Below are 15,680 nucleotides of genomic sequence, written 5' to 3' on the forward strand. Positions count from 1 at the left end.
GGCAAAATATATGTTATAATTTTATTTTGGGGGCAGAATTTTACTTTCCAAGGAGGGATCACCAGTGTTTTGTGATTATGAATTGTCAAACTACCGTGGTGACTATACGGCCGAAGACAATGATCACGGTAAATGGTCAATTAAATCAGCCAAATCCACTCCTCAGGAAATTACCCTGGAAGACGAAATTCACATGCTTCGCCGAAAGATGGAACAAATTTTTTTGGAAGAGCAGTCCTTCACGTCGGAGATTGTCATCGAGATCAGCAGTTTGCTCGATTTGAAGATCAACGAATATATGAAGGCCCATCCCAAAAAGAAACTATAAAATACGATCTGATTGAATAATACAAGGCTGTTCCTGGGGCTAGATGCCTCACGGATCAGCCTTGTTTGCGTTTAAATGATTCTCTCTGACGAAAAAAAACGTCCCGGAATCATGATTGGCCTGGGCTTATTCCGGCGGAGAGGGACCCTGATTCGAAATTATGCTATAGTTGAGCATAATAAGAAAAACGTCTATCGACGTACTTTCTCAGAAGACAGACCGCGGTTAAAGGAAGTTTTTCTTGCGATTATAGAATTGCTCAGCTTCGCTGAAACTATAAATTCTATAATCTTAAGAAATATGGAGTTCATGAATAAGGATCGGACGATGAAATGGAGGATAATGTGATGAAGGTATATACGAGAACGGGAGATGCAGGGGAAACTTCAATTATTGGCGGTCGTGTGCCCAAGGATGATCCGCGCATAGAAGCGTATGGCACGATTGATGAATTGAACAGCTTTGTCGGTCAGGCCGTGTTTTTGGCCAAGGAAGCCGACTTTGAGGAGCTGCATCTTCAGCTCGTTCGAATCCAGCATGAACTGTTCGATTGCGGCTCGGATCTGGCCTATGCGAGACCTCGAGAGGATAAACTCAAGGTAAGCGCCGAGCTTGTGGACAATCTGGAGGTATGGCTGGATGCTTTCGAGGAGAAGAACCCTCCGCTTGAGCGTTTCATCTTGCCAGGCGGAAGCGCGTTGTCTTCGCTGCTTCATGTATGTCGGACCGTATGCCGTCGCGCCGAGCGGTTGACCGTTTCGCTGCAGCGAACCACGGAAATCAATCCGGAGGTCCGCCGGTATTTGAACCGATTGTCCGACTATTTTTTTGTGACTGCACGGGCAGCCAATGTGCACGCCGGGATTCCGGATGTCGAATATGAGCGAAGCGGAAAGGTGTTTCGGTAATTCATGAGTTTGTATTATCCACCAATCAGTTATGTCGTGTCCCCACAGGAAGACGGCATGCAGCTTAAGACCATTTTGCAAAAACGTATGGGGGTATCCCGTAAGCTGCTGTCGCGCCTCAAGTTGACTGAGCAGGGCATCATGCTGAACGGGACCCGTGTATACATTAGCGTTAACGTGCATGCCGGAGATCTGATCGAAATCCGGATGGAGCAGGAACGATCGGACGATATGCTGCCCCAGCCGATGAACCTTCATATTCTGTACGAGGATGAACATTTGCTTGTTCTGAACAAGCCGGCGGGGATCATTGTCCATCCGACGCATGGGCATTATACGGACACGCTGGCGAACGGCGTCGTTCACTATTGGCAGGAGAAGGGCTGGAAATACCGGTTCAGAGCGGTTCACAGGCTGGACCAGGAGACTTCCGGCGTGTTGGTGGTCGCGAAGAATGCATATATTCACCAGCATGTTTCCGAACAAATGATAGCCGGCACGGTTGACAAGAGGTATGTAGCATTGGTTCATGGCAAGCCTGCTTTGCCCTCGGGCGATATTGACGGTCCGATTGATCGGGACCCTTTAGAGCCCCACCGCCGCATCGTAACTCCCGAAGGATATCCTTCGCTTACGCGGTTTAAGGTATGCGAGACTTACCCTTCGGCATCCTTGGTGGAATTAAAGCTGGAAACGGGCCGTACCCATCAAATTCGGGTGCATATGCTTAGCATCGGTTGTCCATTGATTGGAGACCAGATGTACAGGCATCCGGTTTACAGCGATCGGGAGTTACTATCAGACGGGACGGAGGCTGCTTCCGATGTGTGCGCCGGGCCAGTAGATCTGGAAACCGCAACGATCATGGGGCTGGACCGCTATATGGGCAGGCAGGCGCTGCATGCCGCAAGCCTGACATTGGTTCACCCGATTGAGGGGGAAACGATGGTATTCACGGCTCCGCTTCCTGAGGATATGAAGTCTCTAAGATCAGTGCTTGGGGAAGAAGCTGCCACCTAATCTACTTAACATTTACAACACCAGAAGGAGAACGTATCGAATGAGCAAACTGAAAGTATATCAATACCCGAAATGCGGGACATGCCGTAACGCGGTCAAATGGCTGCAGAACGAAGGGCATGAGCTGGAACTTCAAAATATTTTTGAACAACCGCCACAGAAGGAAGAATTAGCCGACCTTATCGCCAAGAGCGGCCTGGAGCTGAAGAAATTTTTCAATACGAGCGGCGAGGTCTACAAGGAAATGAATCTGAAGGACAAGCTGCCTGGGCTCTCCGATGAGGAGAAGATCGAACTGTTGTCGTCCAACGGTAGATTGATTAAGCGTCCGATCGTGACGGACGGGAGTAAAGTGACCGTCGGCTTCAAGGCGGAACAATATCAGGATTCATGGCAGAAGTAGAATGGCCTTTTTTTGGCCGGAGGCAAAGACAGGCACAATAAAGGCCGGTTAAAAGAGCTGATGTACCCCGATTGTTGAAAGCAAATATCCGGCATTTACACATTCTTCTGCTGATGAAGGTAGAGCATCCCAAGGTCTTTCGACCGCCGGGATGCTCTTTTGTTTAAAGAGATAAGAAAGTATAAACATCCGAGGCTTAGCATCCTTATCTCGCAAGAAAAACTTCCGCTAAATGCGGTCTGTCTACTGAGAAAGTACGTCGATAGACGTTTTTGTTATAGATATAGAATTTATAAGTTATCTAGCTGCGCTGATGAAATTCTATATCGCAAGAAAAACTTCCGCTAAATGCGGTCTGTCTACTGAGAAAGTACGTCGATAGACGTTTTTCTTATGAACAGCCAATGATAGGAAATTCAAAGAAATACCTTATGACAAGCCCAAGTGTATATAGGGATATGGTATAATGACAAGGTATATTTAAGGTTATATCAGAGAAGTTAAAGTTAGGAGCGATCATGACTGTGATACCCAATCAACAACCATCCTTAATGCTTGTAGACGGGATGGCTTTATTATTTCGTGCTTACTATGCAACCGCCTCAAGCGGCTATATCCGTCGAACCAAAGCGGGTGTGCCGACCAACGCGATTTACGGCTTCCTGCGGTATATGTGGGATGCTATCGATAAATTTCAGCCTACCCATGTGGCGTGCTGCTGGGATATGGGTTCAAAAACATTTCGTACAGAGCAGTTCGCGTCGTATAAAGGCAATCGTCCGGAAGCGCCGGATGATCTGGTTCCGCAGTTCTCGTTGGTGCGCGATGTGACGGAATGTCTGGGAATTCCGAACCTGGGCGTCGTGGGCTATGAGGCCGATGATTGCATCGGTACGCTGGCCAGACGGTACGGGGATAGCATGAATGTCATGATCCTGTCGGGGGACCACGATCTGCTTCAGCTCGTGAACGATTCGACTTCCGTCATTATTATGAAAAAGGGACACGGCAATTATATGCACTATACCCCGGAAACGTTGTATACCGAAAAAGGACTTTCTCCAAGACAGGTTATCGATGTGAAAGGCCTGATGGGAGATACGAGCGATAATTATCCGGGCGTACGCGGGATTGGCGAGAAAACGGCAGTCAAGCTGATTCAGGAGTATGAATCCGTGGAAGGCATTCTTGCGAATCTGGATTCACTGACCAAAGGGGTCCGCACCAAGATCGAGGCGGATCTGGAAATGCTGCATCTGTCCCGGGCTTTGGCCGAAATCCATTGCGAGGTTCCCATGGAGTGCGAATTGGATCTATGCCGCTTAAGCGTGGATCACGAACGTGCATTAACCAAACTGGAGGAGCTTGAGATGAAGAGCCTCGGTCATCTTTTTGGGGTGGCGGTGGTTTCCTAGTCATGTGGAGACGATTTAATTTCGGAAGAAAATCAATCTTGACCGGCTTACTGCTCGGGGCACTGCTTCTTATATCGGCATGTGCCTCCGATCAGTCTCCTTCAACCGATACCTCTAAACAGCCCTCAGGGGCCGAGAAGAAGGTGGAAGTTATGGTTTCGGCAGCGGCAAGCCTCAAATACAGTCTGGAAGAGACCGGACGACGATTTGAAACGGAGTTTCCGAATGTTACGCTGCGTTATAATTTCGGCGGTTCGGGCTCTCTTGGACAACAGCTTGAGCAAGGGGCGCCCGTAGATTTGTTTATATCCGCGGCAACGGAGCCGATGGATCGATTGGTCGAGAAGGGGATCGTGCAATCCGATGCGGTTCAGTTGATGTTTCGAAATGCATTGGTGCTGATTGAGCCTGTCGGCAAACAGAACGTGAAGCAATTACCGGATTTATTAAAACCCGAAGTGCGCGTTCTGGCCATTGGGCAGCCGGATACTGTACCGGCCGGAGAATATGCCAAGGAGGCTCTTCAGAATGAAGGCCTTTGGGATGATGTAGAATCCAAGGCGGTGTATGCCAAGGACGTGACGCAAGTTCTGGCTTATGTAGAGTCGGGGAATGCGGACGCCGGTTTTGTGTACAAAACCGATCTGAAGAGTTCCACCAAGGCAGCGCTTGCGCTTGAGGTCGATCCGGACAAGCACCAACCAATCGAATATCCTGCAGCGGTTCCCGATAATGCCAAGCATCCGCAGGAGGCTGAGGCGCTCCTTGAATTTATGCGGAAACCCGAGATCAAGGATATCTTCACGGAGGCTGGATTTGAGGTAGCGGAGGCGTCGCCGTGACCACGACCGAAATGTTCTGGATGCCGGTATGGCTGTCGATAAAAACATCACTGCTGTCCAGCATCATTGCATTTATACTGGGATCAGCAGCAGCGCGCTGGATGTCCCGGCGCTCGTTTGTCGGCAAGACGGCGGTAGAAACGCTGCTGATGCTTCCGCTCGTGCTTCCGCCTACGGTAGTTGGCTTTCTTCTGCTTGTCATGCTGGGCAGAAACAGCTGGATAGGCTCAGCTGCCGAATGGCTGTTTGCCAGGCCCATCATTTTTAGTTGGGGTGCCGCGGTCATAGCGGCAATAGTGGTTTCGTTTCCACTTGTGTATCAGAGCATGCGGGTGGGCTTTGAGTCCGTGGACCCGGAACTTGAGGATTCGGCGCGATCGGCTGGAGCCGGCGAATGGCAGGTGCTTCGCTGGATTACGCTGCCGCTTGTTCGCAGGGCGGGGATTTCGGCGTTCATACTGGCCTTTGCCAGAGGTTTAGGGGAATTTGGGGCAACCTGGATGGTTGCAGGCAATATACCAGGCGTTACGCAAACGCTGCCCACAGCGATTTACGTTGCGGTAAGCAATGGCGAGAGCGGGCTGGCGTGGGCGTGGACGGCGGTCATTATTTTGTTCTCATGGCTGTTACTGGCCGCGTCAGGAACGGGCAGAAGCAGAGAAAGAGGCGGGCAGACTTGACGGGAGCACAATGTTTACATATGCTTCGAATAGAGCTTGTTAGCAACTATATAGAGAACAAGGCACAGCACATCGTGGAGAGGATGGAAGAAGCATGAGTTTACTTGGAGCAATTGAAGCAGGAGGAACCAAGTTCGTTTGCGGCGTGGGCATGGAGGATGGAACGGTTGTGGAGCGAGTGAGCTTCCCGACAACAACCCCGGAAGAAACCATGGCAAACGTCTTTAACTTTTTTGCTGATAAGGATATAGAGTCGATCGGAGTCGGTTCTTTCGGACCGATTGATCCGGTGAAGGGCAGCCCGACTTATGGCTGCATTACAACCACACCGAAGCCGCATTGGAGCAATTACAATATTGTCAAAGCATTGGAAGAGCGTTTTCATATTCCGATAGGGTTTGATACCGATGTAAACGGAGCAGCTCTTGGAGAATATACATGGGGAGCTGCCCAGGGACTGGATAGCTGTCTGTATATCACCATCGGAACGGGAGTAGGAGCAGGCGCCGTGGTAGCTGGTGAATTGATCCACGGATTGTCTCATCCGGAGATGGGGCATATTTATGTGCGCCGCCATCCGGAAGACCGGTATGAAGGGACCTGTCCTTATCATGCAGACTGTCTGGAGGGGCTTGCAGCCGGACCGTCTCTTGGCAAACGTTGGGGAGTTCCCGGTGTGGAATTGACGCCGGATCATCCGGCTTGGGAGATGGAGGCTTATTATCTGGCACAAGCGCTGATGAATTATGTCCTCATTCTGTCCCCTCAGCGAATCGTGATGGGCGGAGGCGTTATGAAGCAGGAGCAGCTGTTCCCGCTGATCCGCACGAAGCTTCAGGAGCTGCTGGCCGGATATGTACAGCATCCAAGCCTTCATGACGGGATTGATCAATTCATCGTTCCGCCGATGCTCGGCGATAACGCAGGTCTCTGCGGCGCATTGGCGTTGGCCAAGCTGGCAGTAGATGAGGCCAAGAGCGTTCAAGCTTAACTTTATTTCTTATATAGAGTGAGCCAAAATGGGTTTGATTTTATTACAGATTATGGTATTATGAATTCAACAGTATAACGTATGGAACGGGAAGCACCTTTCTTTGTCGCTGCGGCGGAGGAGAGGTGCTTTTTTTGCGTTGTTCCATCGTTGTGCTGAATGCGTAAACGGGAGGTATTCGAGGGATGCAAATTGTATTCATGAATCAGATGAGCGGAGCGGATGAGTCAGGTCACCTCCGTTCTGCTCAAGTATGGATCGGTGAGGAAGAGGGAGGATGGCGGCTCGGTTGGCGGAACATGGAAGCGGACGGCGAAGTATTCGATGATGAGTGGTATGAAGGAAACTCATGGAATGAGTTATTGTACGTGTACCGACATCAATTAGCGAAGAAGCTTGGAGAGGGGTTCCGGCCGCTTGTGGAGGGGGTATTCCACGAACCGGGAGAGACTGGAGGCAAGAATCTTGGTGTGCAGAAGCTGCAGTGCTACAGTGAGCTGTATGGCTCGGAGGAGCTGTACACGGAGCTGTGTGCCTGGCGCAGGAGAAAGGCGGCCTCCGGAAGAAAAGCACCTTATTTCATTGCCAGCAATCGGGTGCTGCGCATGATTAGCGCCTTCATCCCTCAGAATGAGGAAGAGCTGCTGCAGCTTCCGGGAATCGGGATCAGCAAGTCTTCAGAGCATGGGGCGGAGTGGCTGGAGATCACGACAGGAATCGAGCGAACCACAACCTTTCCACTGGATTGGGTTGATAAGGAGCTGCAGGAAGAGGTGTTCTTGTCCTGGCTGTATAAGCAGAAGGAGCAGCGATACAAGCAAGAGCTGGACCGCTTCCGAATCCGCCGTACGATGCTGCTTGGCATAGCTGAGGGAGCTTCGCTGACCCAGCTGGAAGAACGCACTTCGTTATCTCGTCGAGATTTGGTTGAGGAATTGGAGGGCCTTGAGAAGGAAGGGTATGATACGGAGCAGCTGCTGGAGGTTGAGCTGAATACGATGACGGCTACAGAGCAGGCGACGGTATGGAAGGCTTTTGAAGAACTGGGCGATACGTTTCTTAAACCCGTATTACAACGGGTATATGGAGAAGGACAAGCCCGAAATGGAGAGATAGACGAGATTGGCGGAACGGAGAAGCTGTATGAGCGGCTGCGCCTGATAAGGATTCGCTTCCGGCGAGAAGAACCTGGTAAAGCGAACGCAGGCTAATTCCAGCTAACGAAAACAGGACGGATTCCCTTGTAAGCAAGGAGATCCGTCCTGATTCTTTCGGTATTTTCATATCCAGTCTTTCTTACGGAACAGATAAAACATGAGAGCACCGGCAGAAATCATGACGCCTATAACTACATAATAAGAATATTCCCAGTGAAGCTCAGGCATATTGTCAAAGTTCATGCCGTAAATGCCCGTAATCAGCGTCAGTGGAATGAAGATCGTTGTAATGGCGGTAAACACGCGCATGATTTCATTGGCCCGATTGGCGATACTGGATTGGTAAGCCTCTCGAAGGTTCCCCATGAGATCCCGATAAGTCTCGAATGTTTCGGAAATTTTCACAGCATTTTCATAGATATCGCTGAAATATTTTTGCAGCTGGTCATCGATTAGCCGGAGATCTTTTTTGTTCAGCGTATTGATAACTTCCTTCTGCGGTCCAAGCACCTTTTTCAACCAAAGAATCTCGCTTCGCAGACCGATGATCTCGCTTAGGTGGGATTTTTTGGTATGCATCAGAATGTCTTCCTCCAGCTTTTCAATCCGCGCCTCGATGCGGTCCCCAACGGAGAAATAGTTGTCCGTCACGAGATCGATCAAGAGATAGAGGAAGCGGTCAGGCGTGCTGACTTCATCCTCCCAGAGAAGCGGTTTAACGGTGCGAAGCTCGTGGATCTTTTGCTTGGTCACCGTAATAATAAAATGTCTGCCCAGGAAAACATTCAATGCCCGAAGGAAAATCTCTTCGTCGTCAAACCGGATGCTGTTCACGACGATAAAATAGTGGCTCTCGTATATTTCAATTTTGGGACGCTGCTCCTCTTCGCTGAGGCAATCCTCAACCGCAAGATCATGCAGGGAGAAGAGGGGCTGCAGTTCGGCTAAATCATCCACGTCCGCATCCAGCCAGTAGAAGCCGCTGGCCGGAGGTGTCAGCGTCATTTCGATGTCATCAATAGGGGTAAATACGCCCGAATCGACCAACCGGATTTTCATCTGATATCACTCCTTTTTCAAATACAAGCTGCTTGGTTAAGCAGTAAAGGCACAGGATATCAGCCCACCGGTATACGGGCATAATCAAGGAAGGTTAGAATACGATAAAAAGCGCATGAAAAATAACGCCGCCCTCTGCCGGTAAGCTGATCTTAATCCTATGCGGTTGTGCGTCTTGTGCATCCAGTTTCTGGCTCGGGTCACCGTCCATCTTCCATGTCACCTCTTTCATACTCGGTTTTAAACAGCACTTGTCTAGTATAACGCCGGGTGTAGGACCTTTCAAGTTGAAATCCGGTGCAGCCAAGGGCCATTTGTACAGGGTATGGAAACCTTCGGTGAAGTGTGACGGACTTTATGAAAAGGTTCTTGACGAAAAATTGGGAATGATTTAAAGTAAGTATCAATTACGAACAATTTAAGACAACTGAATAAAGCGAAATCTTATCAAGAGCAGGTGGAGGGACTAGCCCTATGAAACCCGGCAACCGGCGGCAACATCGCACGGTGCTAATTCTTGCAGGAGATACGACGCTTCTTCGAAGCCGTTGTATAGTCTGACAGATGAGAGAGGCGCATTGTGATACGTATATGATGACCTTTCTCTACTTCGAGAAAGGTCTTCTTGCGTTTATACAGTCTAACGCTCTTTCTCACAGCTTTTATGGATGTATCATTTCATATTTCGAAGGAGTGAGCCACGATGCCGATTAAAATTCCGGATGCCTTGCCGGCAAAGGAAGTTCTGGCTGGAGAAAACATTTTTGTCATGGATGAGAGTCACGCATTTCATCAGGATATCCGCCCATTGCGGATCGCTATTCTGAACCTGATGCCAACCAAGGAAACGACGGAAACCCAGTTGCTGCGATTGATCGGTAACTCCCCGCTCCAGGTGGATGTTGTCCTTCTTCACCCGAGTTCGCACGTTTCGAAGAATACGTCCGCTGAGCATCTGAAATCATTCTACAAAACCTTTGAAGAAGTGAAGAACCGTCGTTTTGACGGCATGATCATTACAGGAGCTCCGGTCGAACAGTTGGAGTTTGAAGAAGTGAATTACTGGGATGAGCTTACTGAAATTTTTGAATGGACCAAGACGCATGTGACCTCCACGCTCCATATCTGCTGGGCATCGCAAGCCGGACTTTATTATCATTACGGCGTGCCGAAATACAGCCTCGAGCAAAAATGCTTCGGCGTATTTCCGCATACGATCAATGAAACATGTACCAAGCTGCTCCGCGGATTTGACGAAATGTTCTTTGTTCCGCATTCCCGTCATACGGAAGTTCGGCGCGAAGACATTACAGGCGTTGACGATTTGGTCATCCTGTCCGAGTCCGAGGAAGCAGGCATTTATTTGGTATCAAGCCGGGATGGAAAGCAGATTTTTGCCACAGGGCATTCCGAGTATGATGCAGACTCTCTGAAGTGGGAGTATGACCGGGACGTTGCCAAAGGCATGGACATCGAGCTGCCGCGCAACTATTACCCGAATAATGATCCAACAAGGACACCTCCGTCCATATGGCGGGCGCATGCAAACTTATTATTTACTAATTGGCTCAATTACTATGTATATCAGGAAACGCCATACGATATTGGTCCGCAAATATAGCAGTGTACGGGAGGAGAGTTTGTCTATGGAGAAGAAACCTTTTAATATAGAGAGCCGGCTGGCACAGATCGGCTCGGTGCAAGAACCGGTAACCGGAGCCGTGAATTTTCCGATTTATCAGGCTACAGCATACCGCCATCCCAAATTAGGCCAGAGCACGGGGTTTGACTACGCCCGTACGAAAAATCCGACCCGGTCGGTACTGGAGGACGCCTGCGCCGAGCTGGAATCCGGCGATGCCGGCTTTGCTTGCAGCTCGGGCATGGCTGCCCTTCAGACGATTTTTGCTTTGTTCGGTCAAGGGGATCATCTGATTGTATCGCTGGATCTGTATGGAGGGACGTATAGGCTGCTGGAGCGGATTATGTCCAAGTTCGGCGTAACGGCTACGTACGTGGATACGAATGACCTGGATGCGCTGGAAGGGGCAAGAAGGCCGAACACGAAGGCTGTATTTATCGAAACGCCGACCAATCCGCTTATGATGATTACGGATATCGAAGCCGTCTGTACGTGGGCAAGGCACCATAAACTGATCAGCATTGTGGATAATACGCTTTTGACTCCGTATTTCCAAAGACCCATTGAGCTTGGGGCGGACATCGTTATACATAGCGCCACCAAGTATTTGGGAGGACATAACGATGTGCTGGCAGGTATCATCGTAACAAAGGGCAAGGAACTATCGGAGGAGATGGCTTTCCTTCATAACTCCATCGGCGCGGTGTTAAGCCCGACGGATTCCTATCAGCTGATGAGAGGAATGAAGACGCTAGCGCTGCGCATGGATCGGCACGAGACGAATGCAACCGCAGTGGCAACGTTTTTGACAACTCACCCAGCGATCAGCGAGGTGTATTATCCTGCCCTGCCGGATCATCCGGGACATGACGTCCAGAATCGTCAATCCAGCGGCAACACCGGCATCTTCTCCTTTAAGGTGAAGGACGCCCGCTATGTGGAGCCCGTGCTGCGGCACATTAAGCTGATTGCGTTCGCAGAAAGCCTGGGGGGCGTCGAGTCCCTGATGACATACCCTGCCGTCCAGACCCATGCGGACATCCCGCTTGAGATTCGGGAAGCGATCGGCGTGGATGACCGCTTGCTCCGGTTCTCGGTCGGCATCGAGCATGCGGATGACCTGATCGCGGATTTGGATGCTGCACTGAGCGCAGCCATGGCTGAAGTGGAAGGGAGCACGGGAGAATGAGCACCGATAAAGGTCCATCCGGCTTGGAAACGCAAACCAAGCAGTTAGCAGCTAAACGGGGACACGAAGAAGAACTCCGTTTCGAGACGAAACTATTGCATTTCGGCGGAGAAATCGACCGGGCAACCGGCGCCTCAAGCGTTCCGATCTATCAAGCCTCGACGTTTCATCATGAAGACATCTTTAACCCGCCGCAACACGATTACAGCCGTTCCGGCAATCCGACGAGGCAGGCGCTGGAGGATTATATCGCCCTCTTGGAGGGAGGCGTACGCGGTTTGGCTTATGCTTCCGGTATGGCAGCGATCTCCAGCTCGTTCATGCTGCTCAGTGCAGGGGATCATATGATCGTGACGGAGGATGTGTACGGAGGAACCTACCGCCTGCTGACCAGCATTTTAAGCCGTATGGGCATCGAGAGCACCTTCGTCGACATGACCGATCTGGATCAGGTGAAGGCTGCCCTCAAACCGAATACGAAAGCCGTCTATATGGAGACCCCTTCGAACCCGACCTTGAAAATTACCGACATTGGTGCGGTGACGGATTGGGCGAAGGAGCATGGCCTCCTTACCCTGCTGGATAATACGTTCATGACGCCGTTTTACCAGCGTCCGATTGAATTCGGCGTGGATATCGTCATCCACAGCGCGACCAAATTCCTAGGCGGGCACAGCGATGTGCTGGCAGGTCTCGCGGTAGCCAGAACCCAGAAGCTTGGAGACCGATTGAAGCAGCTGCAAAATGGTTTGGGCACGGTGCTTGGGGTCCAGGATTCCTGGCTCCTTATGCGCGGCATGAAGACGCTCAGCACACGTATGGCCCACTCCGAGCAAAGCGCGGCCAAGCTGGCGGCCTGGCTGCAAGGGAGAAGCGACATTGAGCAAGTGTACTACCCTGGCCTCTTGAATCATCCGGGACGTGAAGTCCATGAGAAGCAATCGAGCGGTTATGGCGCGGTCATCTCCTTTGACGTCGGCTCAGGCGAACGCGCCAAGCAGGTGCTGAACCATGTGAAGCTGCCGCTGGTAGCGGTCAGCCTGGGAGCCGTGGAGAGCATCCTGTCGTATCCGACAATGATGTCGCATGCGGCCATGGGCGACAAGGTTCGGCATGAACGCGGAATTACGGATGGCTTGCTCCGTTTCTCGGTCGGACTCGAGGATGTGGACGATCTGATTGCTGATCTGGATCGGGCTTTTGCTGCCAGTTACTAAAGATTTGCCAAATCATAGAATTCGGCATCCTGTCACGGACGGGATGTCGTTTTTAATGCCGGATTGTGGTAGGATGAGATAGAAAATGTTTTGCTGGTGATTTGTTATTTTGCTCTAAGTAGGGAGGCTGCAAGAATGAGTGCGGTAAACCGTATATTGGATAAAGCTTTACGCGGTGAGCGTTTGAACCTGGAAGATACCGTAACGCTTTTTGAAAGTGATGAGATTGAGAAAATTGGTCATGCGGCGGATGTGATGACAAAGCGTCTGCATCCGGATCCTATCACGACATTTGTTATCGGCCGGAATATCAATTACACAAACATATGTGATGTATTCTGCCGTTTTTGCGCTTTTTATCGCAGACCCGGCTCTTCCGAGGGCTATGTACTGCCCGATGAAACAATCTTCCAGAAGATTCAGGAAACCGAGGATGTGAACGGTACTGAAATTCTGATGCAGGGCGGCGTCAATCCGGATTTGCCTTTCAATTATTATACCGACCTGCTTCGCAACATTAAGAAGCGGTTCCCTAACATCACGATGCATTCCTTCTCCCCGGCGGAAATTATGAAAATGGTGGAGATTTCCGGGCTTACGCTCGAAGAGGTGATGCGCGAGCTTCACAGCGCGGGTCTGGACTCATTGCCTGGCGGCGGCGCCGAGATTTTGGATGATCGTATCCGCAAAAAGGTCAGTCGTCTGAAAGGCACATGGCGCCAGTGGATGGATGTCATGCAAACGGCCCATAAAGTCGGCATGAACACGACGGCTACCATGGTGATCGGTCTGGGCGAAACGATGGAAGAGCGTGCGCTACATATGCTTCGCGTACGTGATGCGCAGGATGAATGCATTCAGAACGGTTATGATTCCAAAGGCTTCCTGGCCTTCATTCCATTTACGTTCCAGCCGGACAATACGAACCTTAAGCGCGAGCGCGAAACGCCGGAGGCGTACTTGAAGACGGTAGCCATCGGTCGCTTAGCGATCGATAACGTTCCGAATCTGCAGTCGTCCTGGGTAACGATGGGACCTGAAATCGGCAAGCTGTCACTCAGCTACGGCTGCAACGACTTTGGCAGCACGATGATGGAGGAGAACGTGGTTTCCTCCGCAGGAGCCGTGTATAAGGTCAATATTGAATCGATTATTCAATTGATTCGGGAGACCGGCAACATTCCGGCTCAACGCAACACCCGGTATGATATTCTGCGCGTGTTCGAAGATAACAGCACCGTTGAGCGCGACTTCGTCATGCAGAACTAATTTTATACTTCATGAAGATCCGCAAGGCGGGCCGAGCAACTCGGTCCGCCTTTTTATATTCAGATATCAGAAAGTATAGTTTAGTATGCACGCCATTTATTAGATATTCTCCGGACTTGCTTGTTTTTCCAAGCAGGAGTTCCGTATATCCCCGAGCGGGTCCCCATATACTGAAAAGGGAACTCGAAAGGAGTGATTCCATGGAACTGTTCAGAATTTCTGTCGGTACACGGACGGAAGACGAGAAAAAGGCGTTTCACCGTATATTGTCAGACAAGCAGAAAGAGCTACATAAACAATGCAAGCAGCTGAAATTCACATTCAGCGCTTCGGATGACCGCGTGATTTGGACGTGCTCCGGCAAGCTTCCGCTGTCCTCTTGGACCGCATCAGCCGACACGCTGCGCCGGCTCACTGCCGAAGCAGTCACTGCTTATATTATGGAAGAGAAAGAGCAGGAGATTGCTGCACGGTTAATGTTCTCGGAATTCGAGTTTGATGATGAGGAGGAAGCGGGGCGGATTCTGCAGTGGTTTTTGATGCTCCTGCAAAAAGAGGATGGCCCGTCCGGGGACTTCTGGCAGAGCCGCAGACGCAAGCTGTCCGAAGGCATATATCAATGCCTGAACGAGGCGCCAGAGCTTAATCTGGATGGGTTTATAACCTTCCGGCTTCAGTCCTATGAACAGGAGCTCCGCGAGATGGCGGAGTATGCAGTGGATGAATTTATGCTCGATCAGCAGTACGAGGAGTTCGTCAGCCTGCTGAAATATTTTGTTTATTTTCAGGAGCCCAAAATGCCGCTGGTTCACGTCATTCATAAGGGGGAGGAAGAGTTCCTGCTGCTGGATGGCAATCTTCGCCCGATTGAACGCCCTCGGGATGAAGGACTCGTTATGGAAAGGCTGGACCAGGATATGGAGATTGAAGATATGGTGGTCAGTACGCTGATTTCGGTATCTCCGGCCCGCATGATTATCCACACGAGGCAGCCTGAGCTTCCCGTCATCGTGACATTGGCCCACATCTTTGATAACCGCGCCGAAGTATGCTGCAGCTGTCCCGAATGCAGCGCGCTTCTCGGTAGCGGACGAATGATGACTTGACGCATCGAAGCGGTCAGGATTATAATTACTGATAAATTCACGTAAAAGCTCTGACAAAGACATGAATCAATTTTGGATTTGACCGCTCAGAGAGAGGAAACCTCGGCTGCAATTTCCTCCGGTTCACCATTGATTTACCCCTTTGTAGCTGTGTCGTCGAACCCGCACGTCATGATGAATGCGGATGAGTAGGCTTCACCGGTTCATGACCGTTACTCAATGCTGATGAAGGATCTTAATCGTTTATGTACCCGGTACATAAGGTGATGAAGAGATCGAATTAGGGTGGAACCACGGGTATAACACTCGTCCCTTCGCGGGACGGGTGTTTTTTGCATGTTCCGGTATCTTTCGTTGAGTCCAGGCGAAGCACCTCAGGGGTCCATGCCTGTCTTCGCGGGGAGACTAACGCGTCCTTCATATATGGAAGAAACGTGAAATTCTTTTTCTTGGG

15 protein-coding genes and 1 riboswitch are annotated in these 15,680 nt (G+C 50.5%); of the genes, 14 read left to right on the plus strand and 1 reads right to left on the minus strand.

Annotation, left to right across the window (positions count from 1 at the left end; genetic code table 11):
• Positions 1 to 64: 64 nt before the first annotated feature.
• The 9 genes from ACQKPA_RS23335 (at position 65) to ACQKPA_RS23375 (ending at position 7,798) form a co-directional block, all read left to right on the plus strand.
• Positions 65 to 328 (plus strand): aspartyl-phosphate phosphatase Spo0E family protein, encoded by a 264-nt coding sequence (locus ACQKPA_RS23335; protein ID WP_427494897.1) that lies wholly within the window; start codon positions 65 to 67, stop codon positions 326 to 328.
• A 347-nt stretch (positions 329 to 675) separates the two neighbouring features.
• Positions 676 to 1,236 (plus strand): cob(I)yrinic acid a,c-diamide adenosyltransferase, encoded by a 561-nt coding sequence (locus ACQKPA_RS23340; protein WP_071222697.1) that lies wholly within the window; start codon positions 676 to 678, stop codon positions 1,234 to 1,236.
• Between the two features lie 3 nt (positions 1,237 to 1,239).
• Entirely contained in the window at positions 1,240 to 2,256 is a 1,017-nt protein-coding gene (locus tag ACQKPA_RS23345; protein ID WP_427494898.1) for an RluA family pseudouridine synthase, read from the plus strand.
• 40 nt (positions 2,257 to 2,296) lie between these two features.
• Positions 2,297 to 2,659, plus strand: a complete 363-nt coding sequence (locus ACQKPA_RS23350; protein ID WP_326117116.1) for an arsenate reductase family protein — start codon at positions 2,297 to 2,299, stop codon at positions 2,657 to 2,659.
• Positions 2,660 to 3,177: 518 nt separating this feature from the next.
• Complete coding sequence (locus ACQKPA_RS23355; RefSeq protein WP_427494899.1) at positions 3,178 to 4,074, plus strand: 5'-3' exonuclease; 897 nt, start codon at positions 3,178 to 3,180, stop codon at positions 4,072 to 4,074.
• A 2-nt stretch (positions 4,075 to 4,076) separates the two neighbouring features.
• Positions 4,077 to 4,916 (plus strand): molybdate ABC transporter substrate-binding protein, encoded by an 840-nt coding sequence (modA, locus tag ACQKPA_RS23360; protein ID WP_427494900.1) that lies wholly within the window; start codon positions 4,077 to 4,079, stop codon positions 4,914 to 4,916.
• The gene (modB, locus tag ACQKPA_RS23365) at positions 4,913 to 5,596 is read left to right on the plus strand and encodes a molybdate ABC transporter permease subunit (protein WP_260068152.1); all 684 of its coding nucleotides are present in this window, start codon (positions 4,913 to 4,915) and stop codon (positions 5,594 to 5,596) included. The genes modA and modB overlap by 4 nt, the downstream gene beginning before the upstream one ends.
• 94 nt (positions 5,597 to 5,690) lie before the next feature.
• Entirely contained in the window at positions 5,691 to 6,587 is an 897-nt protein-coding gene (locus ACQKPA_RS23370; protein ID WP_427494901.1) for an ROK family protein, read from the plus strand.
• 185 nt (positions 6,588 to 6,772) lie between these two features.
• Positions 6,773 to 7,798, plus strand: a complete 1,026-nt coding sequence (locus tag ACQKPA_RS23375) for an HRDC domain-containing protein (RefSeq protein ID WP_427494902.1) — start codon at positions 6,773 to 6,775, stop codon at positions 7,796 to 7,798.
• 69 nt (positions 7,799 to 7,867) lie between these two features.
• Here the strand turns inward: ACQKPA_RS23375 and corA are convergent, their stop codons facing one another.
• Positions 7,868 to 8,803 carry a magnesium/cobalt transporter CorA gene (gene corA, locus ACQKPA_RS23380; protein WP_427494903.1) on the minus strand — a complete coding sequence of 312 codons (936 nt, stop codon included), beginning with the start codon at positions 8,801 to 8,803 and terminating at the stop codon, positions 7,868 to 7,870.
• A gap of 441 nt (positions 8,804 to 9,244) precedes the next feature.
• Positions 9,245 to 9,374: riboswitch (SAM riboswitch) on the plus strand.
• Positions 9,375 to 9,506: 132 nt separating this feature from the next.
• On the opposite strand from corA, the gene metA reads away from it, so the two are divergent.
• From metA to ACQKPA_RS23405, 5 genes are all read left to right on the plus strand, one after another.
• On the plus strand, positions 9,507 to 10,424 hold the full coding sequence (gene metA, locus ACQKPA_RS23385; RefSeq protein WP_427494904.1) for a homoserine O-acetyltransferase MetA: 918 nt from the start codon (positions 9,507 to 9,509) through the stop codon (positions 10,422 to 10,424).
• Positions 10,425 to 10,449: 25 nt separating this feature from the next.
• Entirely contained in the window at positions 10,450 to 11,634 is a 1,185-nt protein-coding gene (locus tag ACQKPA_RS23390) for a PLP-dependent transferase (RefSeq protein ID WP_427494905.1), read from the plus strand.
• Positions 11,631 to 12,851 carry an aminotransferase class I/II-fold pyridoxal phosphate-dependent enzyme gene (locus tag ACQKPA_RS23395; protein ID WP_427494906.1) on the plus strand — a complete coding sequence of 407 codons (1,221 nt, stop codon included), beginning with the start codon at positions 11,631 to 11,633 and terminating at the stop codon, positions 12,849 to 12,851. Before ACQKPA_RS23390 ends, ACQKPA_RS23395 begins: the two co-directional genes overlap by 4 nt.
• Positions 12,852 to 12,986: 135 nt before the next feature.
• On the plus strand, positions 12,987 to 14,120 hold the full coding sequence (mqnC, locus tag ACQKPA_RS23400) for a cyclic dehypoxanthinyl futalosine synthase (protein ID WP_015737124.1): 1,134 nt from the start codon (positions 12,987 to 12,989) through the stop codon (positions 14,118 to 14,120).
• A 200-nt stretch (positions 14,121 to 14,320) separates the two neighbouring features.
• A complete protein-coding gene (locus ACQKPA_RS23405; RefSeq protein WP_427494907.1) occupies positions 14,321 to 15,226 on the plus strand; it encodes a putative sporulation protein YtxC in 906 nt (301 codons plus the stop codon).
• Positions 15,227 to 15,680 lie beyond the last annotated feature (454 nt).

The organism is Paenibacillus sp. NPDC093718 (genome assembly GCF_050279985.1).
Lineage (GTDB): Bacteria > Bacillota > Bacilli > Paenibacillales > Paenibacillaceae > Paenibacillus_AQ.

Bases quoted from the DNA above. Each gene is read 5' to 3' on its own strand.
- ACQKPA_RS23340 (WP_071222697.1), top strand. From the start codon at position 676: ATGAAGGTATATACGAGAACGGGAGATGCAGGGGAAACTTCAATTATT.
- ACQKPA_RS23345 (WP_427494898.1), top strand. From the start codon at position 1,240: ATGAGTTTGTATTATCCACCAATCAGTTATGTCGTGTCCCCACAGGAA.
- ACQKPA_RS23350 (WP_326117116.1), top strand. From the start codon at position 2,297: ATGAGCAAACTGAAAGTATATCAATACCCGAAATGCGGGACATGCCGT.
- ACQKPA_RS23355 (WP_427494899.1), top strand. From the start codon at position 3,178: ATGACTGTGATACCCAATCAACAACCATCCTTAATGCTTGTAGACGGG.
- modA (WP_427494900.1), top strand. From the start codon at position 4,077: ATGTGGAGACGATTTAATTTCGGAAGAAAATCAATCTTGACCGGCTTA.
- ACQKPA_RS23370 (WP_427494901.1), top strand. From the start codon at position 5,691: ATGAGTTTACTTGGAGCAATTGAAGCAGGAGGAACCAAGTTCGTTTGC.
- ACQKPA_RS23375 (WP_427494902.1), top strand. From the start codon at position 6,773: ATGCAAATTGTATTCATGAATCAGATGAGCGGAGCGGATGAGTCAGGT.
- corA (WP_427494903.1), bottom strand. From the start codon at position 8,803: ATGAAAATCCGGTTGGTCGATTCGGGCGTATTTACCCCTATTGATGAC.
- metA (WP_427494904.1), top strand. From the start codon at position 9,507: ATGCCGATTAAAATTCCGGATGCCTTGCCGGCAAAGGAAGTTCTGGCT.
- ACQKPA_RS23390 (WP_427494905.1), top strand. From the start codon at position 10,450: ATGGAGAAGAAACCTTTTAATATAGAGAGCCGGCTGGCACAGATCGGC.
- ACQKPA_RS23395 (WP_427494906.1), top strand. From the start codon at position 11,631: ATGAGCACCGATAAAGGTCCATCCGGCTTGGAAACGCAAACCAAGCAG.
- mqnC (WP_015737124.1), top strand. From the start codon at position 12,987: ATGAGTGCGGTAAACCGTATATTGGATAAAGCTTTACGCGGTGAGCGT.
- ACQKPA_RS23405 (WP_427494907.1), top strand. From the start codon at position 14,321: ATGGAACTGTTCAGAATTTCTGTCGGTACACGGACGGAAGACGAGAAA.